Below are 18,844 nucleotides of genomic sequence, written 5' to 3'. Positions count from 1 at the left end.
TAACGTGAAATCTGATTGATAGCAAAATCTTTTATTTCTTAGCATGCTTCTATGAGGGGGAGACGTTCATGTCACTAGCAGAAGTTTATACTCGTTATGTCGTTGGCATAAATACCACACGAATCAAGATTGAGATTGATATTAACCAAGGTTTACCTGGATTTATTTTGGTCGGACTCTCTGATAGCACTTCACGTGGTATTAGAGCACGAGTGCGTAGTGCCATGCTAAATAGTGGCTATCACTTCCCCGCGAGAAAAATAACATTAAGCCTAACACCCAGCCCTCAACTCAGTGACACTAATGGCTATGACTTGCCCATAGCCCTAGCAATACTTATCGCCTCAGGACAGGTTCAGTTGAAACGTCAAGGTCATGTTGAGTTTTATGCAGGCTTGTCGCTCAATGGCTCACTGACCGGCTGTAAGGGGGCTATTTCCGCTATGCTTGCGGCATCTGATGCGAAACATCAAATTGTCGTCGCTCAACAACTCCTTTCACCCGAATTAATTTTCGCTGACGATAGTGTTTATTATGCCGAGAATCTTCGACAAGTTTGCCGCTATCTTCAAAACGAAGTGAGCCTCATCAAAAAAAAACCTAAAAACCTAACCGATGATATTGAATACCCTACTATTGATTTGCAAAGCATCGTTGGACACCATCATGCTAAACGTGCCTTAGAAATCGCTGCAGCGGGTGGACATAGTTTATTAATGGTTGGCCCTCCTGGTACTGGGAAAACAACGTTAGCTCGTTGTCTACCCGGTCTGCTACCCGAGCTAACACATGAAGAAAAGATCGCTATAGCCCAAGTAGAAAATTTTTCTAAAAACACTTTGTCTCAGCCACTATCACGCCCTTTCCGAAGTCCGCACCACAGCGTTACGGCGGCTGGACTAATTGGAAGTACTCATCCCGATTCACCTGGTGAAATTACACTCGCTCATCGTGGGATACTTTTTCTAGATGAATTACTGGAGTTCGACAAGAAAACATTAGATGCGTTGAGGACACCATGGGAACAAGGTTATGTTCTCCTATCACGTGCTAGAACACAGGTTACCTATCCGGCCATCTTTCAATTAATCGCAGCAACCAACCTACCCTATTACTATGCTCTGCCGGAATTGAAGGCTAAGAATACTCGACGCACCTTAGGGAAAAGCGTAGAGGTACTCTCAACGGCGTTAATTGACCGCTTTCAACTGTCTATAGAGGTTTCAGCTCCGTCAGAGAGTTCGACATTACTCGACAATGAATCCAGCCTAACAGTTAAGGCGCGAGTTTTGTCAGCAAGAGCCTGTCAGATTGAACGACAAAAGAAAGAAAATGCGCGTCTCGACGCGAGTGAAATAAATCAATATTGTCAGCTGTCGTCAGAAGATTGGGATTGGTTGAAGGATTGCCTGCATCAACTATTACTATCACAAAGGGCTCTTAGTCATCTCTTAAAAGTGGCACGAACCATTTCTGACCTCAACCGTGAGCCTAAGGTAACTCGATCAGCGTTACAGGAGGCATTAAGTTATCGGTACACTGACCGTATTGTTCAATACCTAGCGCAACTATACCAATAAAAAAAGGGCCCACCTCAGTGAGCCCTTTTATCAGTCATCGCTATCACTGTAATCTTCGACCGTATCCATTTGCGGTTTACCGCCGGATAAGGTGTGAAAGCGCTTAGGACGTTTGATACGAGCCATATACTTAGACCAAACTTTCTCTGCTTCAGTCTCTGCGGGACGTTGTCCGCGACAAACTTCAACAAATTGTTTTTCTTCTTCGTTGGCTGGCTCACGCTTAGCGAGGTCGAGCTCATTCATCGCGAAACCGAAACGTTCTAAAAACTGAGCTTCTTTAATCGTAAAATCTCCATGACGGGAGAATCCACGCGGGTAATGCTTATTATCAAAAAAACGGTGGGTAGTTACAAAGCTTTCCGCCATATAACACGCTCCTGCTTCTATTAATAGCTGTGTGGTTCATGCCGCGGAGTATTAGTTAGGCTTGACAAAGTGTAAAACAAAAGATTTAAATTGATACGATAAATTTTTTTGGAGATATGCTTTGGACACTGAATTACTGAAAACTTTCTTAGAAGTGAGTCGTACACGACACTTCGGTCGCGCTGCCGAAGCTTTATATCTCACACAATCGGCAGTAAGTTTTCGAATTAGGCAGCTTGAGAATCAGCTAGGAGTCAGTTTATTTACTCGACACCGCAATAATATCAGATTAACCACTGCGGGAGAAAAGCTAAGACCCTATGCTGATGCGCTGATGTCGACTTGGGCTCAGGCAAAGAAAGACGTCGCATTAGCCTTACAACACCATGAGCTGTCTGTAGGGGCGAGTACGGCATTATGGGAGGGGTACTTAACCAATTGGCTGAGATCACTCTACAAAGAGTATGACGAGCTACATATTGAAGCAAGAGTTGCACAACGACACCTGCTGGTTAAACAAATACATGAACGTCAACTCGACTTACTCATCACCACTGAAGCACCAAAAATGGATGAGTTAGCCAGCCAGCCTATTGGTTCATTAAATTTGGCGTTATTCCGTTCTAAAAATAGTCATCAAGATGAAAAAAGCCGTTATATAAAAGTCGAATGGGGAGCGGATTTTCAATACCATGATGAGTATCTTGCAGAAATCGATGACTCGTATCTGTTAACCACGACCTCAGCTAATATCGCTCGTGAGTTACTTGGCTCGACGAATAGCTGCGCTTTCCTACCTGACTACTGGGACGAACTTTACCCCGATCTTATCAAAGTTGAAAATTCGCCATTAATACCCAGAACACTGTACGCTGTATGGCTACAAAATAGTGACCATCTTCAAGAATTAAAGCAATTGATTGATATACCGGTCAGTATTGGCTAAGAAATCGGTGTTAGACGTCAAAAGACGGATAGCACCTTTTTAAATAAGAATTGAAAAAACATAAATTTTAGGCAAAAAAAAATCCTTTACTTGTGTAAAGGATTTTACTTTCTGGCAGGGGCGGAGGGACTCGAACCCCCAACACCCGGTTTTGGAGACCGGTGCTCTACCAATTGAACTACGCCCCTAAAAAGGTGGCGGAACGGACGGGGCTCGAACCCGCGACCCCCTGCGTGACAGGCAGGTATTCTAACCAACTGAACTACCGCTCCACCGATTCTGTCTCAAAGCAGCATTGCTACCTTGCTTGTTTCTCCCGCACCGTGTCAAGGGTGTGGTCATGACCTATTGGTCTTAATTGGATGCCTGGCAGTTCCCTACTCTCGCATGGGGAGACCCCACACTACCATCGGCGCTACGGCGTTTCACTTCTGAGTTCGGCATGGGGTCAGGTGGGACCACCGCGCTAGTGCCGCCAGGCAAATTCTTTGTGCTAAAAACGTGTCTTTTTAACGTACTCGGCGTTAACTTCCCTCGCGCTATTCAGTCACATACCGGTGTATGCTCCTTCTTATCGCTCGGTTGTCGCCTTGATTACGATAAAAATCCATCGTTTCTACAAATTCGTTTCTTAAAATCTGTCAACGCGCTGATAAATCTCTCAATCCAAAACGCCTCTGGCGTTGTAAGGTTAAGCCTCACGGGTCATTAGTACTGGTTAGCTCAATGCATCGCTGCACTTACACACCCAGCCTATCAACGTCGTAGTCTTCAACGTCCCTTCAGGACTCTCAAGGAGTCAGGGAGAACTCATCTTGGGGCAAGTTTCGTGCTTAGATGCTTTCAGCACTTATCTTTTCCGCACTTAGCTACCGGGCAATGCCATTGGCATGACAACCCGAACACCAGTGGTGCGTTCACTCCGGTCCTCTCGTACTAGGAGCAACCCCCCTCAATTCTCCAACGCCCACGGCAGATAGGGACCGAACTGTCTCACGACGTTCTAAACCCAGCTCGCGTACCACTTTAAACGGCGAACAGCCGTACCCTTGGGACCTACTTCAGCCCCAGGATGTGATGAGCCGACATCGAGGTGCCAAACACCGCCGTCGATATGAACTCTTGGGCGGTATCAGCCTGTTATCCCCGGAGTACCTTTTATCCGTTGAGCGATGGCCCTTCCATTCAGAACCACCGGATCACTAAGACCTGCTTTCGCACCTGCTCGAACTGTCACTCTCGCAGTCAAGCTAGCTTATGCCTTTGCACTAACCTCACGATGTCCGACCGTGATTAGCTAACCTTCGTGCTCCTCCGTTACTCTTTGGGAGGAGACCGCCCCAGTCAAACTACCCACCAGACACTGTCCGCAACCCGGATCACGGGTCTACGTTAGAACATCAAACATTAAAGGGTGGTATTTCAAGGTTGGCTCCATGCAGACTGGCGTCCACACTTCAAAGCCTCCCACCTATCCTACACATCAAGGCTCAATGTTCAGTGTCAAGCTATAGTAAAGGTTCACGGGGTCTTTCCGTCTTGCCGCGGGTACACTGCATCTTCACAGCGATTTCAATTTCACTGAGTCTCGGGTGGAGACAGCCTGGCCATCATTACGCCATTCGTGCAGGTCGGAACTTACCCGACAAGGAATTTCGCTACCTTAGGACCGTTATAGTTACGGCCGCCGTTTACTGGGGCTTCGATCAAGAGCTTCTCCTTACGGATAACCCCATCAATTAACCTTCCAGCACCGGGCAGGCGTCACACCGTATACGTCCACTTTCGTGTTTGCACAGTGCTGTGTTTTTAATAAACAGTTGCAGCCAGCTGGTATCTTCGACTGGCTTCAGCTCCAGGAGCAAGTCCCTTCACCTACGCGCCAGCGTGCCTTCTCCCGAAGTTACGGCACCATTTTGCCTAGTTCCTTCACCCGAGTTCTCTCAAGCGCCTTGGTATTCTCTACCTGATCACCTGTGTCGGTTTGGGGTACGATTCAATGTTACCTAGAGCTTAGAGGCTTTTCCTGGAAGCATGGCATCAATTACTTCAGTTCCGTAGAACCTCGTCATCACGTCTCAGCCTTAAGATAGTCCGGATTTACCAAAACTATCAGCCTACTCGCTTAAACCGGGACAACCGTCGCCCGGATAACCTAGCCTTCTCCGTCCCCCCTTCGCAGTAACACCAAGTACAGGAATATTAACCTGTTTCCCATCGACTACGCTTTTCAGCCTCGCCTTAGGGGTCGACTCACCCTGCCCCGATTAACGTTGGACAGGAACCCTTGATCTTCCGGCGAGCGGGTTTTTCACCCGCTTTATCGTTACTTATGTCAGCATTCGCACTTCTGATACCTCCAGCAAACCTCACAGTTCACCTTCAACGGCTTACAGAACGCTCCCCTACCCAACAACACATAGTGTCGCTGCCGCAGCTTCGGTGCATAGTTTAGCCCCGTTACATCTTCCGCGCAGGCCGACTCGACCAGTGAGCTATTACGCTTTCTTTAAATGATGGCTGCTTCTAAGCCAACATCCTGGCTGTCTGGGCCTTCCCACATCGTTTCCCACTTAACTATGACTTTGGGACCTTAGCTGGCGGTCTGGGTTGTTTCCCTCTTCACGACGGACGTTAGCACCCGCCGTGTGTCTCCCGTGATAACATTCTTCGGTATTCGTAGTTTGCATCGGGTTGGTAAGCCGGGATGGCCCCCTAGCCGAAACAGTGCTCTACCCCCGAAGATGAGTTCACGAGGCGCTACCTAAATAGCTTTCGGGGAGAACCAGCTATCTCCCGGTTTGATTGGCCTTTCACCCCCAGCCACAAGTCATCCGCTAATTTTTCAACATTAGTCGGTTCGGTCCTCCAGTTAGTGTTACCCAACCTTCAACCTGCCCATGGCTAGATCACCGGGTTTCGGGTCTATACCTTGCAACTTAACGCCCAGTTAAGACTCGGTTTCCCTGCGGCTCCCCTATTCGGTTAACCTTGCTACAAAATATAAGTCGCTGACCCATTATACAAAAGGTACGCAGTCACACGCTCAAGGCGTGCTCCCACTGCTTGTACGTACACGGTTTCAGGTTCTATTTCACTCCCCTCGCCGGGGTTCTTTTCGCCTTTCCCTCACGGTACTGGTTCACTATCGGTCAGTCAGGAGTATTTAGCCTTGGAGGATGGTCCCCCCATATTCAGACAGGATACCACGTGTCCCGCCCTACTCTTCGAGCTCACAATCAGTGCATTTTCATGTACGGGGCTATCACCCTGTATCGCCGGACTTTCCAGACCGTTCCATTAACACACTGACTGATGCAGACTCTGGGCTCCTCCCCGTTCGCTCGCCGCTACTAGGGGAATCTCGGTTGATTTCTTTTCCTCGAGGTACTTAGATGTTTCAGTTCCCTCGGTTCGCCTCGTTAACCTATGTATTCAGTTAACGATAGTGTGTCGAAACACACTGGGTTTCCCCATTCGGATATCGTCGGCTATAACGGTTCATATCACCTTACCGACGCTTTTCGCAGATTAGCACGTCCTTCATCGCCTCTGACTGCCAGGGCATCCACCGTGTACGCTTATTCGCTTAACCTCACAACCCACAGACGTCTTAGACGTTGTAGACTGTAAAAGTCTTTGAGAGACTCCGAATAATTTTCATTATTCAGTGTTTTCAATTTATCAGCTTGTTTCCAGATTTTTAAAGAGCAATATCTTAAAGACGACTCGTAAGTCAGCTTTAAGATAATAGTGTCGGCGACTTTCACTCACAGACCAGCAAGTGGCGTCCCCTAGGGGATTCGAACCCCTGTTACCGCCGTGAAAGGGCGGTGTCCTGGGCCTCTAGACGAAGGGGACATAAGTCTGCTTCGCAAGACGCCTTGCTTCTTTACATTTTCATCAGACAATCTGTGTGAGCACTACGCAGCAATGTATCTTACAGGTAAGGAGGTGATCCAACCGCAGGTTCCCCTACGGTTACCTTGTTACGACTTCACCCCAGTCATGAATCACAAAGTGGTAAACGCCCTCCCGAAGGTTAAGCTATCTACTTCTTTTGCAACCCACTCCCATGGTGTGACGGGCGGTGTGTACAAGGCCCGGGAACGTATTCACCGTAACATTCTGATTTACGATTACTAGCGATTCCGACTTCATGGAGTCGAGTTGCAGACTCCAATCCGGACTACGACGCACTTTATGAGGTCCGCTTGCTCTCGCGAGGTCGCTTCTCTTTGTATGCGCCATTGTAGCACGTGTGTAGCCCTACTCGTAAGGGCCATGATGACTTGACGTCATCCCCACCTTCCTCCGGTTTATCACCGGCAGTCTCCTTTGAGTTCCCACCATTACGTGCTGGCAACAAAGGATAAGGGTTGCGCTCGTTGCGGGACTTAACCCAACATTTCACAACACGAGCTGACGACAGCCATGCAGCACCTGTCTCAGAGTTCCCGAAGGCACTAAAGCATCTCTGCTAAATTCTCTGGATGTCAAGAGTAGGTAAGGTTCTTCGCGTTGCATCGAATTAAACCACATGCTCCACCGCTTGTGCGGGCCCCCGTCAATTCATTTGAGTTTTAACCTTGCGGCCGTACTCCCCAGGCGGTCGACTTAACGCGTTAGCTCCGGAAGCCACTCCTCAAGGGAACAGCCTCCAAGTCGACATCGTTTACGGCGTGGACTACCAGGGTATCTAATCCTGTTTGCTCCCCACGCTTTCGCACCTGAGCGTCAGTCTTTGTCCAGGGGGCCGCCTTCGCCACCGGTATTCCTCCAGATCTCTACGCATTTCACCGCTACACCTGGAATTCTACCCCCCTCTACAAGACTCAAGCTTGCCAGTTTCAAATGCAGTTCCCAGGTTGAGCCCGGGGATTTCACATCTGACTTAACAAACCGCCTGCGTGCGCTTTACGCCCAGTAATTCCGATTAACGCTTGCACCCTCCGTATTACCGCGGCTGCTGGCACGGAGTTAGCCGGTGCTTCTTCTGTCAGTAACGTCAATGCATGAAAGTATTAGTTTCACACCCTTCCTCCTGACTGAAAGTACTTTACAACCCGAAGGCCTTCTTCATACACGCGGCATGGCTGCATCAGGCTTGCGCCCATTGTGCAATATTCCCCACTGCTGCCTCCCGTAGGAGTCTGGACCGTGTCTCAGTTCCAGTGTGGCTGGTCATCCTCTCAGACCAGCTAGGGATCGTCGCCTAGGTAAGCCATTACCCTACCTACTAGCTAATCCCATCTGGGTTCATCCGATGGTGCGAGGCCCGAAAGTCCCCCGCTTTGGTCTTGCGACATTATGCGGTATTAGCTACCGTTTCCAGTAGTTATCCCCCTCCATCAGGCAGATCCCCAGACATTACTCACCCGTCCGCCACTCGTCAGCAAAGTAGCAAGCTACTCTCTGTTACCGTTCGACTTGCATGTGTTAGGCCTGCCGCCAGCGTTCAATCTGAGCCATGATCAAACTCTTCAATTTAAAGTTTGATGCTCAAAGAAATTATTCTGTTATTCGTAAATGAATTTTCAGTGTCACTCTTCAAGACTTGATACTACAAAGTTTTTTGTGATATCAATCCTGCGAGTGCCCACACAGATTGTCTGATAAATTGTTAAAGAGCATTGCGAATCAACGTTTTAACTCGTTGTCGCGAGGTGGCGTATATTACTCGCTTCACCTCAGGAGTCAATCATTATTTTGATTTTTTCTCCTGGACCGAATCGCTTCAGTCCCTGTCACCGCGCTGCGTATCGTGCTTTGCCGTGTCAGTGGATGCGCATTATAGGGAGTTCCGCTCAGAGCGCAAGGGATTATTTAAACTTTTTTACTGAGTGGTGATTATTAAATCATTCCGTATGAAAAGGATGCATTTTGCCTTAGAAATAAGCGATCATTACCGTGATTTCATATTCAAAAGGTTGAAAGATTATGCAAAACCCATTGCGACGCTTTAAGGCGTATTCCCCAACTGTTGGTAAAGAGGTATTCATTGATCCCTCAGCGGTAGTCATCGGCGATGTGATCCTTAAGGATCATTCAAGCATATGGCCACTTGTGGTTATTCGTGGCGACGTTAATCAGATCACTATTGGTGCAAGAAGCAATATACAAGATGGTTCTGTATTACATGTAACCCATCGTTCCGAAAAGAATCCACTCGGCCATCCTCTTATAATCGGTGATGACGTCACTATCGGCCATAAAGTTATGCTGCATGGTTGTCGGATCGGTAATAGAGTGTTAATCGGGATGGGTAGCATCATCCTTGATGCAGCTGAAATTCAAGATGACATATTAATTGGTGCAGGTACCCTTATTCCGTCAAACAAAAAATTGATAAGTGGTTATCTCTATATGGGTAATCCAGTCAGACAGATACGCCCATTAACAGATGACGAAATAAAAGGTTTAAAGAAATCAGCAGAAAATTACAAAACTTGGAAGCAAGATTATCTTGATAGCCAGTAACGGCCGTCTGAATCGTCAAGCTCAGAGGTAATGGCCTTCTCGGCCATTTCTTCAATATCCCAACGGTTTTGGTCAAAAAGGGTTAGTGCATCGCCAACGCCGAAGTGGATGCTTAAGTCGGCAATACTAATTGCACAGGTCAATTTACGGCCGCTGTCCAATGCCGAGAACATAACTGCTTGGCTCTCAGAGTCGAGATACTCATCCTCTAGAAATTGTATAGCTTGATTCATGCAGACATCTCGCTACGCAGCTGCTTAATCACAGGTTCAATATCAGGCATAGTCTCGTGCCAAAGCGCAAAAGCGTGTGCAGCTTGCCCGACTAACATACCAAGGCCATCCGCCGTGTCTTTTACATTATGGCTTATCGCCCAATCTATAAAAGGCGTATTACCCGATTGGTAGAACATATCGTAACAACTCGTACTAAGCTTCAAACAATCTTCACTCAGTGATGGGCGTTTACCGCTTACTCCGCTAGACGTTGCATTAATAATAAGATCGTAATCACAATGCGTATCACCTTCTAGATGGAGAGAGAGTATGCCTATCTCGCTAAATTCATTAATCATCGCTTCCGCTTTAGATTGCGTTCTATTACTTATTGATAGCTGATAGCCAGCCTGCAGTAGTGGTTGAATTGCTCCTCTTGCAGCACCACCAGCCCCTAACATAAGTACCTTAGCATTCGCATTTAAATCGAAGTGTCGATGAATGTCTGAGACAAGACCGACACCATCAGTGTTATCACCCAAAATCTCGCCATTCTTGAGAAGTTTTAACGTGTTCACGGCCCCAGCACATTGGGCTCGCTCTGTTAACTGATCAGCGAGCGTAAAAGCTTCTTGCTTAAAGGGTAGGGTAACGTTGGCCCCCTTACCGCCCTGTTCGAAAAATTGCTTAACCGATTTCTCGAACGCTCCCAACTCTACCAATAAGCTACCATAGTGATGAGGAATCCCCGTTTGTTTAGCAAACAGTTGGTGAATGAAAGGGGATTTACTGTGAGCAATGGGATTCCCTATCACGACATAGTCATATTTATGCATTTGGTTACCCCTCACGAATACGTTCGCCCGTTAAAGCATTTCTTATCTCTGAAGGATTCTCACGTCCTCCGGTCGAAGCTTTGACCACTGCAAAATCTTCTCCAAACTGCTCGATAACCTCACGCCAGACTCTAGCGGGAGGCTGTCCCGACAGATTGGCGCTGGTTGATACCAATGGTTTACCAATAGATTCGCAAAGTTGTCTAGCAACAGGATGGTCGGTGACTCGTACCGCAATGCTTTCAAATTTCCCAGTAATCCATTTTGGAGCGCTGGGCGATGCGGGTACAACGAAAGTTACCGGTCCCGGCCAGTGGCCTAACATCCTCTTTTCCTGTAACTCACTTATTTCATCAACGGCTATATAAGAACGTAATTGCTCATAAGATGCCGCAATAAGAATAAGTCCCTTCTCCACGGGTCGCTGTTTAAGCTGGAGTAATTTCTCCACAGCTTGTTGATTATCAGGATCACAGCCAAGACCAAATACTGCCTCGGTAGGGTAAGCGATAACTTTTCCATCATGTAGTGACTGAATACAGCGGGTTAACGATTCTTGATAAGTGATGTTAGACATTCTTTTACTCTTCAGAAATAGAATCTACTTCTATTCCACAGGATTTATTAGCACAAAAGGTTTTTAAGCCTTTCACACTCTTTTTATTGTAGAGCAGCTTAAACCCACAGTGGGCGCAGACTCCGTTAACAGGGCGATTATTCAATGCGTAGCGACATTTGGGATATTCTGAACAAGCGTAAAACGTTTTACCGAAGCGCGACTGTCTTTTTACTAGAGTCCCATTCTGACATTCAGGGCACTGCACCTCTGTCGAATCTGTATGTGTGATTGCCTCTGAATAATCGCAGGCTGGGTAGTCAGTACAACCAACAAACATTCCATAACGCCCCTGCCTCAATGCCTTATCAGCCCCACATTTCGGACAGGCATGACCTTCGAGTACTTTGATAATATGCCCATCGGCAGAGGGTGATAATGAACGAAGGTAATCACATTGAGGGAACGTTGAGCAACCTAGAAATGGGCCATGTGGGCCCGAGCGTATAACAAGCTCTGCACCACACTGGGGGCAGAGCTCTTTTTGCGCTGCAGAAAATAATTCGACTTTAGACATGGATTCACAATTAACAACAATTTTCAGTGGATCACTCTATCCGTTACGTCGAATAGTAGATCTTCCATCTGTTGGTAGGCGTTCTCGCACCCAGGTATATTGAAAAGAACCATCAATATAACCCATTTGAGATCATCCAATTCGAATGATTGAGTATCGAGAGCAGTCACACGTTCAATAACCATTTCACGTGTTTCAATGTTTAGGACCTGCATTTGTTCAAGCAGTAAAATGAAGCCCCGACATTCTGCATCTAATTTCATGCTTTCCTGTTCAGTGTAGATACGAACAGAGAGTGGGTCATTAAGCATCAATAATGGTTCGACTAACCCATCTTGATAATCTGCAAGCTTCTCTAACCAACTCAGAGCATTGTATATATCTTCTTGGTGAAAACCTGCATCAGTTAAGTCATTGGTTAACTTATCCTGATCCACCTGCATTTCTATTTCACTATGGATATATGTCTCAAACAAGTACATTAGAACGTCGAACATGGCTTGCCCTCCTTAATCGGACATAGCCGCCGGGTACAGCTGCGATCCATCCTGCTAACTCCAGCTGCAGTAATGCGACAACTGTTTCTGGCACAGGTTGGCCGGCACGTTCAGCGACAACGTCAACAGATGTTACTTCATCTCCTACGTTAGCCAAGAGATGAGCAAATGGCAATGGTACTTTGTCACTCTGTTCAAAATTTATTGATTTGTGTGGCGGATAAAGCACAGAAGGATGAGAAGAATGGAGATCTTCAATAATATCTCCGGCCTCTCGAACTAATAATGCTCCTTGTTGAATTAACCAATGGCAGCCAGCTGAGTATGGGCTATGTAATGAACCAGGCAGCGCATACACATTTCTATTTTGTTCTAAAGCATACCGAGCAGTAATTAACGAACCACTTCGCTGCGAAGCTTCAACAACCAAGGTTCCAACACTTAGCCCACTAATGATCCGATTCCTTCTTGGGAAATTAACACCTTTAGGAGGTATGCCTAACGGAAACTCACTAACCACCAGCCCTCCTTTATCAATAATTTCATAATAAAGGGAAATATTTTCTGGTGGATAGATGTGCCCTAATCCACTCCCTAATACCGCTATCGTCGCCCCTTTACTCTCTAATGCTGCACGGTGTGCAATTGCATCAATCCCTACTGCTAGCCCACTAGTAATAACGACATTGTGGGAAGCAATATCGCTCGATAACCTTTCAGCCCAATACTTCCCATAGTATGAGCAGTTACGACTTCCCACAATTGCCAGTTGTACCTCATCTAAAAGTTTGATATTTCCTTTAGCAAAGAGATACAAAGGAGGCGAGGCACATTGCTTGAGGGATTTAGGGTAAAAGGGATGATTGTAATGGATAAAATATTGTTCCTTATCGTTAATCCACTGCTGAGCCTGCGTAACTTCTTTTATCGAAAAATCATTATATTGAGTAATTTGTCTTCCATTAAGTCGCAATTGCCGAAGCGTATCATTGCTTATCTGAGAATGTTGCAACAGGACATTTATCAGGTGGAGACGATGAGGATGCTTAATATTTTTAATGGCTGCGCATCGAAGCCATGTTTCGATTTCCTTTAATTCCGATTGCATATTGACCACTCCGTTGCCTTAACAAGACTGTCAATCATGCAGTGAAAGGGCTACAATAAGGGTAGATAATTAACCCTTTTTGAATAGATATTTGGAAATTTATGTCAGTGTTACAAGTACTACATTATCCTGACGAGCGGCTTCGCAAAGTAGCTAAGCCTGTTGCTCAAGTCACTAACGACATCAAACAGATCGTCGATGATATGTTCGAGACAATGTATGCCGAGGAAGGTATTGGTCTTGCCGCCACTCAAGTTGATATTCATCAGCGTATTATCGTGATTGACGTCTCTGAAGAACGCAATGAACGCCTGGTATTGATCAATCCCGAGATTCTCACTAAATGTGGCGAAACAGGTATTGAGGAAGGATGTCTTTCTATTCCTGAACAGCGTGCGTTAGTTCCACGAGCTGAAAAAGTGAGTATTCGGGCATTAAACCGTGAAGGTGAGCAATTCGAACTTGATGCGGATGGTTTACTCGCAATTTGTATTCAACACGAGATTGACCACTTAGAGGGTAAACTCTTCATCGATTACCTTTCACCGTTGAAGCGTCAACGTATTCGTCAAAAACTTGAGAAACTCGCTCGTCAAAACCGCAGCTAACCTATTACTTTTTACGTAGAGAACGGTACAGTGTCAGACTCCTTAAAAATAATTTTTGCCGGGACACCGGATTTTGCTGCAAAACATTTAGAAGTTTTGCTCAACTCACCTTATCAAGTGGTTGGAGTCTTCACTCAGCCCGACCGTCCTGCTGGGCGCGGGAAAAAACTGATGCCGTCGCCCGTTAAAGTTGTCGCCGAAGCCCATGGCCTCCCAGTATTCCAACCCGAATCACTGCGAAGCCCTGAACAGCAGCAATTAGTGGCTGATCTGGATGCAGACGTCATGGTCGTTGTCGCTTATGGTCTTATTTTACCCGCTAAAGTATTAGAGATGCCTAAATCAGGATGCTTGAATGTGCATGGCTCTTTGCTGCCCGCATGGCGTGGCGCAGCACCTATCCAAAGAGCGTTATGGGCGGGTGATGAGCTAACAGGGGTCACTATTATGCAGATGGATGTTGGTTTAGATACTGGCGATATGCTATTGAAAGTCTCTTGCCCTATCCTTCCTGATGATACTAGCGCCTCACTTTACGACAAGCTTGCTGAATTGGGCCCTCAAGCTCTTTTAAAAAGCTTACACCAGCTCGCACAAAATACGCTAGTTCCTGAAAAACAAGACGACAGCCTAGCGACTTATGCTCACAAGCTAAGTAAAGAAGAAGCCCGTATGAATTGGGGCCTGCCAGCTACGACCTTAGAGCGTTGTATTAGAGCATTCAATCCGTGGCCATTTAGCCATTTTGTAATACAGGAGCAGAGTATCAAAGTTTGGCGAGCTTCGGTGCTTCCTTCTGATGACAAAGGTGAGCCCGGAACGATCATATCTGCTGATAAATCAGGTATTCAAGTGGCAACCAGTGAAGGCATCTTAAATCTTGAGATAATGCAACCCGCGGGTAAAAAACCCATGACGGCACAAGATCTCCTAAATTCCCGTCAAGAGTGGTTTACGCCTGGAACGGTTCTTAATTAGAAAGCCTTGGCCTTTCAATCACCATATGAGTAATGCATGAAAAATACAGCTAACCTGCGCGGGATTGCCGCACAATTGGTTGAGCAGGTTATTGATAAAGGCCAATCTTTATCAACAGTTCTCCCACAAGCACAACGACAATTACCTGAAAAAGATCGAGGGTTACTTCAAGAACTGTGTTTTGGGGTGATACGCTTCTTACCACAACTCGATCACATTATCCTGCAGTTAATGGATAAGCCAATGAAAGGTAAGCATAGGGTTATTCATTACTTATTAATGGTAGGTATCTATCAGCTAAAAAATACACGAGTCCCCCCTCATGCAGCTCTCGCAGAGACAGTCCAAGCCGCGGTTTCACTAAAACGTCAGAGCCTGAAAGGTCTTATTAACGGTGTATTGAGGACTTATCAAAGACGCCAGTCAGAATTTACCTTTGACCAAGCCCCAGATTCTGTTAAGCATCTTCACCCATCATGGTTTATTAATAGAATAAAAGCCGCTTGGCCAGATCAATGGATTTCTGTTTTAGAAGCAAACAATAGTCGTCCTCCTATGTGGCTAAGAGTAAATGCACTTCACCATTCAACAGATGATTGGCTTAACTTACTGCAAGAAGCGGGTATCTCTGCGACAACTAGCCCCCTCTCTCCTCAAGCGTTATGTCTTGAAAAACCAGTAGGTGTCACCTTGCTCCCTGGGTTTCAAGATGGCTGGGTAACGGTACAAGATTTATCTGCCCAACGTTGTTCCCTTTATTTAGACCCACAACCAGGCGAGAAGATTCTTGATATTTGTGCCGCACCTGGCGGAAAAACTACGCACATACTTGAACTCGCCAGCAATGCAGAGGTCACTGCAGTTGACATTGATGAACAACGTCTAGCAAGAGTAGCCGAAAATCTTGATCGTCTAAATTTAACCGCAACCTTGATTTGTGGGGATGGCCGCTATCCTGATCAGTGGCTTGAAGACCAGCTATTTGATCGCATTCTTCTTGATGCACCCTGCTCAGCAACCGGTGTAATACGCCGACATCCTGATATCAAATGGCTTAGAAGAGATAATGATATTGCTGAGTTAGCCTTGCTGCAAAAAGAGATATTCGAAGCCGCTTGGAAGCGACTTAAATCAGGCGGTACATTACTGTATGCAACCTGTTCGATTCTTCCGGAAGAGAACAGTCGCCAAGTGGCAGATTTCCTAACCTCGCATTCTGACGCGAGCCACGTCGTCCTTCCAGGAGGTACAGAGCAAGGTTTACAGGTACTCCCTTCTGAATTGGGCGGTGACGGTTTCTTCTACGCAAAACTCATCAAACATTAATTTAACGATAAGAGTGTCACGACGATGAAAATTATTATCCTGGGCGCTGGTCAAGTTGGCGGTACGCTTGCAGAAAATCTAGTAGGCGAGAATAATGATGTGACCGTCGTAGACACTGACCCAACGCGTTTACGTGGTTTACAAGATAAGTTCGATCTTCGGGTAGTTACCGGGTCCGGATCCCATCCCCGTACTTTAGAAGAGGCAGGAGCGGAAGATGCTGATATGTTGGTAGCCGTCACCAGTTCTGATGAAACCAATATGATCGCCTGCCAAATTGCCTATACGCTTTTTAATACGCCTAATCGTATTGCTAGGATCCGAGCATCTGAATACTTACACGATATGGATAAGCTCTTTATTCCAGAAGCGATCCCAATTGATCATCTCATCGCACCAGAACAATTAGTGATCGATAACATATTTAGACTGATCGAATATCCTGGGGCATTGCAGGTCGTTAACTTCGCGGATGATAAAGTCAGTCTTGCGGTAGTCAAAGCTTATTACGGTGGCCCCCTCGTTGGTAATCCGCTTTCAACGATGCGCGAACATATGCCTCACATAGAAAGTCGGGTCTCCGCGATTTTTAGACAAGACCGCCCTATTCGCCCCCAAGGTACCACCATTATTGAAGCAGGCGATGAAGTCTTCTTCATCGCTGCGAATCAGCATATTCGGGCAGTAATGAGTGAAATGCAGCGCCTGGAAAAACCTTATAAGAGAATCATGCTTGTGGGTGGGGGCAACATTGGTTTCGGTTTAGCTAAGAAACTTGAAAAACAATATAGTATTAAGCTTATTGAACGTAATAAAGAACGTGCGGCTGAGCTGGCACAGCAGCTCAATAATACTACCGTTTTTTATGGTGATGCCTCAGATCAAGAGCTTTTGGCTGAAGAGAATATCGACCAGGTTGATCTCTTTATCGCCGTTACTAACGACGATGAAGCCAATATCATGTCTGCCATGTTAGCTAAAAAAATGGGGGCGAAAAAAGCCATGGTCTTGATACAAAGACGAGCTTACGTCGATTTAGTGCAAGGTAGTGTCATTGATATTGCAATATCTCCTCAACAAGCCACTATTTCAGCTTTACTAGGACATGTCAGGAAAGCAGATATTGTAAGTGTGCATTCTCTGCGTAGAGGTATAGCAGAAGCTATCGAGGCAATTGCTCATGGTGAGGAGAGTACTTCTCGGGTAGTAGGAAGGACTATACAAGAAATAAAACTGCCACCCGGCACGATTATCGGGGCAATAGTAAGAGGTGATGAAGTTATTATTGCTAATGGCTCAACCAGAATAGAGCAAGCCGATCATGTCATTATGTTTTTAACCGATAAGAAATATGTGAGCGATGTAGAGAAGCTTTTCCAACCAAGTCCTTTCTTCTTATAACTTGATGCCGTAATTGATAGGCACCCATACGTAGTAATATAAATTTTATTTTAGTAAAGTACCGTTTCATTCATCTTTTAAGGGAATAGCCTGCATGAGTTTATTTAAAGAGTTCCGTGATTTTGCTATGCGTGGGAATGTGGTCGATTTGGCTGTCGGTGTGGTAATTGGTGCTGCATTTGGGAAGATCGTTTCTTCTCTCGTTGCAAACATCATTATGCCGCCGCTAGGCTTATTGATCGGTGGTATCGATTTCAAAAATATGGCAGTTACGCTGAAGCCTGCCGTGGGTGATACGCCAGCAGTTCTTTTACAGTACGGTATCTTCATTCAATCAATTTTCGATTTTATCATCATCGCATTCGCTATTTTCTTAGCGATTAAAGTGATGAATAAGCTTTATAAAAAGAAAGAAGTTGAGAAACCAGTTGCCAAACCAAGCGCAGAAGAAGTGTTGTTGACAGAAATTCGTGATCTACTAAAAACGAAACAATAAATTTTTGAAAAAAAGCCATAGCACGATGTTATGGCTTTTTTATACTCCATTTTTTCCTAATAGTTTGTCTTTCACAACCTCTCCATAGCCCACTTCCTCAAGAAATTGAGTCGAAAAACCTGCCTGAGCTATCTTCAGTTTAAGCACTTCTAAATGAGCATTATGAGTAAACTGCTCATCAGCATCTGTCGCGTTAATTAAAAGAGACTGAACAGTAAGCGCTTCTTGCCTAAGTTGCAGTGCATCAGGTAAAAAACCACTCATCTTCAATATGCGATAAGCCATTCTTAAATTTTCGGGTACTTGGCTATCATCATCTAATACCAAAGGTTTACCTGCACCGGGTAAATCATCAAACTGCCCTTGTTGTTGTGCAGTTTGAATGTGCCGTTCAACAAGAGAATCGAGAAACATCATAGGATACCCTTAGATTGGAGAAAATAAAAAACCCGCCGGAGCGGGTTTTTTAATAGCATCGACTGGCAGATTACTCTGCAGCTTCAGCTTGAGCTTCAGGACGATCAACTAACTCGATGTATGCCATCGGAGCGTTGTCTCCAGCACGGAAGCCACACTTAAGAATACGAGTGTAACCACCAGTGCGACTCGCAAAACGCGGGCCTAACTCATTAAATAATTTTGCCACGATCTCGTTATCGCGAGTACGGGCGAATGCTAGACGACGGTTAGCAACATTGTCAGTCTTAGCAAGTGTAATCAGCGGCTCAACAACGCGACGCAGTTCTTTAGCCTTTGGTAAAGTCGTCTTGATAATCTCGTGACGGACTAATGAACCAGCCATGTTACGGAACATAGCCTGGCGATGGCTGCTGTTACGGTTCAGTTGACGACCACTCTTACGATGGCGCAT

General features: G+C 45.9%; 17 protein-coding genes, 3 tRNA genes and 3 rRNA genes. 8 read left to right on the top strand and 15 right to left on the bottom strand.

Features of this window, described 5'->3' with window-relative positions:
- The first annotated feature begins 68 nt into the window (after window positions 1-68).
- On the top strand, window positions 69-1,580 hold the full coding sequence (locus tag QJR74_RS00740) for a YifB family Mg chelatase-like AAA ATPase (RefSeq protein WP_304372731.1): 1,512 nt from the start codon (window positions 69-71) through the stop codon (window positions 1,578-1,580).
- Window positions 1,581-1,610: 30 nt separating this feature from the next.
- Here the strand turns inward: QJR74_RS00740 and QJR74_RS00735 are convergent, their stop codons facing one another.
- Window positions 1,611-1,949: a DUF413 domain-containing protein gene (locus QJR74_RS00735; protein ID WP_304372730.1), complete on the bottom strand. Its 339-nt coding sequence runs from the start codon at window positions 1,947-1,949 to the stop codon at window positions 1,611-1,613.
- 121 nt (window positions 1,950-2,070) lie between these two features.
- Between QJR74_RS00735 and hdfR the strand changes: the two genes are divergently transcribed.
- The gene (gene hdfR, locus QJR74_RS00730) at window positions 2,071-2,895 is read left to right on the top strand and encodes an HTH-type transcriptional regulator HdfR (RefSeq protein WP_304372729.1); all 825 of its coding nucleotides are present in this window, start codon (window positions 2,071-2,073) and stop codon (window positions 2,893-2,895) included.
- Between the two features lie 112 nt (window positions 2,896-3,007).
- Here hdfR and QJR74_RS00725 read toward each other — a convergent pair.
- The 6 genes from QJR74_RS00725 to QJR74_RS00700 form a co-directional block, all read right to left on the bottom strand.
- Window positions 3,008-3,083 (bottom strand) — tRNA-Trp (locus tag QJR74_RS00725).
- 7 nt (window positions 3,084-3,090) lie between these two features.
- A tRNA-Asp gene (locus tag QJR74_RS00720) sits at window positions 3,091-3,167 on the bottom strand.
- Between the two features lie 92 nt (window positions 3,168-3,259).
- Window positions 3,260-3,375, bottom strand: a 5S ribosomal RNA gene (gene rrf, locus QJR74_RS00715).
- A 207-nt stretch (window positions 3,376-3,582) separates the two neighbouring features.
- Window positions 3,583-6,490: ribosomal RNA gene (locus QJR74_RS00710) — 23S ribosomal RNA — on the bottom strand.
- Window positions 6,491-6,680: 190 nt separating this feature from the next.
- Window positions 6,681-6,756, bottom strand: a tRNA-Glu gene (locus QJR74_RS00705).
- Window positions 6,757-6,842: 86 nt separating this feature from the next.
- Window positions 6,843-8,385, bottom strand: a 16S ribosomal RNA gene (locus QJR74_RS00700).
- The 16S, 23S and 5S rRNA genes sit together here with 3 tRNA genes alongside, the layout of an rRNA operon.
- 450 nt (window positions 8,386-8,835) lie before the next feature.
- Here QJR74_RS00700 and QJR74_RS00695 point away from each other — a divergent pair.
- Window positions 8,836-9,375, top strand: a complete 540-nt coding sequence (locus QJR74_RS00695; RefSeq protein WP_304372728.1) for a gamma carbonic anhydrase family protein — start codon at window positions 8,836-8,838, stop codon at window positions 9,373-9,375.
- On the opposite strand, the gene QJR74_RS00690 is transcribed toward QJR74_RS00695, so the two are convergent.
- The 6 genes from QJR74_RS00690 to dprA are packed head-to-tail and all read right to left on the bottom strand — an operon-like array spanning window position 9,357 to window position 13,164.
- Window positions 9,357-9,608, bottom strand: coding sequence for a DUF1488 domain-containing protein (locus tag QJR74_RS00690; RefSeq protein ID WP_304372727.1), 252 nt, complete (start codon window positions 9,606-9,608; stop codon window positions 9,357-9,359). The two genes, QJR74_RS00695 and QJR74_RS00690, sit on opposite strands and share 19 nt — an antisense overlap.
- Window positions 9,605-10,426, bottom strand: a complete 822-nt coding sequence (gene aroE / locus QJR74_RS00685; protein WP_304372726.1) for a shikimate dehydrogenase — start codon at window positions 10,424-10,426, stop codon at window positions 9,605-9,607. Before aroE ends, QJR74_RS00690 begins: the two co-directional genes overlap by 4 nt.
- 4 nt (window positions 10,427-10,430) lie before the next feature.
- Window positions 10,431-11,003, bottom strand: a complete 573-nt coding sequence (locus QJR74_RS00680; protein ID WP_304372725.1) for an L-threonylcarbamoyladenylate synthase — start codon at window positions 11,001-11,003, stop codon at window positions 10,431-10,433.
- Between the two features lie 4 nt (window positions 11,004-11,007).
- Complete coding sequence (locus QJR74_RS00675; RefSeq protein WP_304372724.1) at window positions 11,008-11,559, bottom strand: DNA topoisomerase family protein; 552 nt, start codon at window positions 11,557-11,559, stop codon at window positions 11,008-11,010.
- 23 nt (window positions 11,560-11,582) lie between these two features.
- Window positions 11,583-12,056 (bottom strand): DUF494 family protein, encoded by a 474-nt coding sequence (locus tag QJR74_RS00670; protein WP_048912833.1) that lies wholly within the window; start codon window positions 12,054-12,056, stop codon window positions 11,583-11,585.
- A complete protein-coding gene (gene dprA, locus QJR74_RS00665) occupies window positions 12,028-13,164 on the bottom strand; it encodes a DNA-protecting protein DprA (RefSeq protein WP_304372723.1) in 1,137 nt (378 codons plus the stop codon). The genes QJR74_RS00670 and dprA overlap by 29 nt, the downstream gene beginning before the upstream one ends.
- Window positions 13,165-13,265: 101 nt before the next feature.
- On the opposite strand from dprA, the gene def reads away from it, so the two are divergent.
- The 5 genes from def (at window position 13,266) to mscL (ending at window position 17,973) form a co-directional block, all read left to right on the top strand.
- On the top strand, window positions 13,266-13,772 hold the full coding sequence (def, locus tag QJR74_RS00660) for a peptide deformylase (RefSeq protein WP_304372722.1): 507 nt from the start codon (window positions 13,266-13,268) through the stop codon (window positions 13,770-13,772).
- A 30-nt stretch (window positions 13,773-13,802) separates the two neighbouring features.
- A complete protein-coding gene (gene fmt, locus QJR74_RS00655) occupies window positions 13,803-14,750 on the top strand; it encodes a methionyl-tRNA formyltransferase (RefSeq protein WP_304372721.1) in 948 nt (315 codons plus the stop codon).
- Window positions 14,751-14,786: 36 nt separating this feature from the next.
- Window positions 14,787-16,076, top strand: a complete 1,290-nt coding sequence (gene rsmB / locus QJR74_RS00650) for a 16S rRNA (cytosine(967)-C(5))-methyltransferase RsmB (protein ID WP_304372720.1) — start codon at window positions 14,787-14,789, stop codon at window positions 16,074-16,076.
- Between the two features lie 24 nt (window positions 16,077-16,100).
- A complete protein-coding gene (gene trkA, locus QJR74_RS00645; protein WP_304372719.1) occupies window positions 16,101-17,477 on the top strand; it encodes a Trk system potassium transporter TrkA in 1,377 nt (458 codons plus the stop codon).
- Between the two features lie 94 nt (window positions 17,478-17,571).
- On the top strand, window positions 17,572-17,973 hold the full coding sequence (gene mscL, locus QJR74_RS00640) for a large-conductance mechanosensitive channel protein MscL (protein ID WP_071433407.1): 402 nt from the start codon (window positions 17,572-17,574) through the stop codon (window positions 17,971-17,973).
- A gap of 39 nt (window positions 17,974-18,012) precedes the next feature.
- Here mscL and QJR74_RS00635 read toward each other — a convergent pair whose 3' ends face one another.
- Window positions 18,013-18,390, bottom strand: coding sequence for a DnaJ family domain-containing protein (locus QJR74_RS00635; protein ID WP_304372718.1), 378 nt, complete (start codon window positions 18,388-18,390; stop codon window positions 18,013-18,015).
- A gap of 70 nt (window positions 18,391-18,460) precedes the next feature.
- Entirely contained in the window at window positions 18,461-18,844 is a 384-nt protein-coding gene (gene rplQ / locus QJR74_RS00630; RefSeq protein WP_048912840.1) for a 50S ribosomal protein L17, read from the bottom strand.

It is taken from the genome of Tatumella ptyseos, from assembly GCF_030552895.1.
Taxonomy (GTDB): domain Bacteria; phylum Pseudomonadota; class Gammaproteobacteria; order Enterobacterales; family Enterobacteriaceae; genus Rosenbergiella; species Rosenbergiella ptyseos_A.
Note: the sequence above shows the minus strand (reverse complement) of the source record. Positions and strands in the feature narration are given on the sequence as shown.

What these genes read in the sequence shown, in the direction of transcription:
- QJR74_RS00690 (WP_304372727.1), bottom strand. Translation starts at nt 9,608, where the DNA reads ATGAATCAAGCTATACAATTTCTAGAGGATGAGTATCTCGACTCTGAG.
- dprA (WP_304372723.1), bottom strand. Translation starts at nt 13,164, where the DNA reads ATGCAATCGGAATTAAAGGAAATCGAAACATGGCTTCGATGCGCAGCC.
- QJR74_RS00670 (WP_048912833.1), bottom strand. Translation starts at nt 12,056, where the DNA reads ATGTTCGACGTTCTAATGTACTTGTTTGAGACATATATCCATAGTGAA.
- aroE (WP_304372726.1), bottom strand. Translation starts at nt 10,426, where the DNA reads ATGCATAAATATGACTATGTCGTGATAGGGAATCCCATTGCTCACAGT.
- trkA (WP_304372719.1), top strand. Translation starts at nt 16,101, where the DNA reads ATGAAAATTATTATCCTGGGCGCTGGTCAAGTTGGCGGTACGCTTGCA.
- rplQ (WP_048912840.1), bottom strand. Translation starts at nt 18,844, where the DNA reads ATGCGCCATCGTAAGAGTGGTCGTCAACTGAACCGTAACAGCAGCCAT.
- rsmB (WP_304372720.1), top strand. Translation starts at nt 14,787, where the DNA reads ATGAAAAATACAGCTAACCTGCGCGGGATTGCCGCACAATTGGTTGAG.
- mscL (WP_071433407.1), top strand. Translation starts at nt 17,572, where the DNA reads ATGAGTTTATTTAAAGAGTTCCGTGATTTTGCTATGCGTGGGAATGTG.
- QJR74_RS00675 (WP_304372724.1), bottom strand. Translation starts at nt 11,559, where the DNA reads ATGTCTAAAGTCGAATTATTTTCTGCAGCGCAAAAAGAGCTCTGCCCC.
- QJR74_RS00740 (WP_304372731.1), top strand. Translation starts at nt 69, where the DNA reads ATGTCACTAGCAGAAGTTTATACTCGTTATGTCGTTGGCATAAATACC.
- QJR74_RS00695 (WP_304372728.1), top strand. Translation starts at nt 8,836, where the DNA reads ATGCAAAACCCATTGCGACGCTTTAAGGCGTATTCCCCAACTGTTGGT.
- def (WP_304372722.1), top strand. Translation starts at nt 13,266, where the DNA reads ATGTCAGTGTTACAAGTACTACATTATCCTGACGAGCGGCTTCGCAAA.
- QJR74_RS00735 (WP_304372730.1), bottom strand. Translation starts at nt 1,949, where the DNA reads ATGGCGGAAAGCTTTGTAACTACCCACCGTTTTTTTGATAATAAGCAT.
- QJR74_RS00635 (WP_304372718.1), bottom strand. Translation starts at nt 18,390, where the DNA reads ATGATGTTTCTCGATTCTCTTGTTGAACGGCACATTCAAACTGCACAA.
- QJR74_RS00680 (WP_304372725.1), bottom strand. Translation starts at nt 11,003, where the DNA reads ATGTCTAACATCACTTATCAAGAATCGTTAACCCGCTGTATTCAGTCA.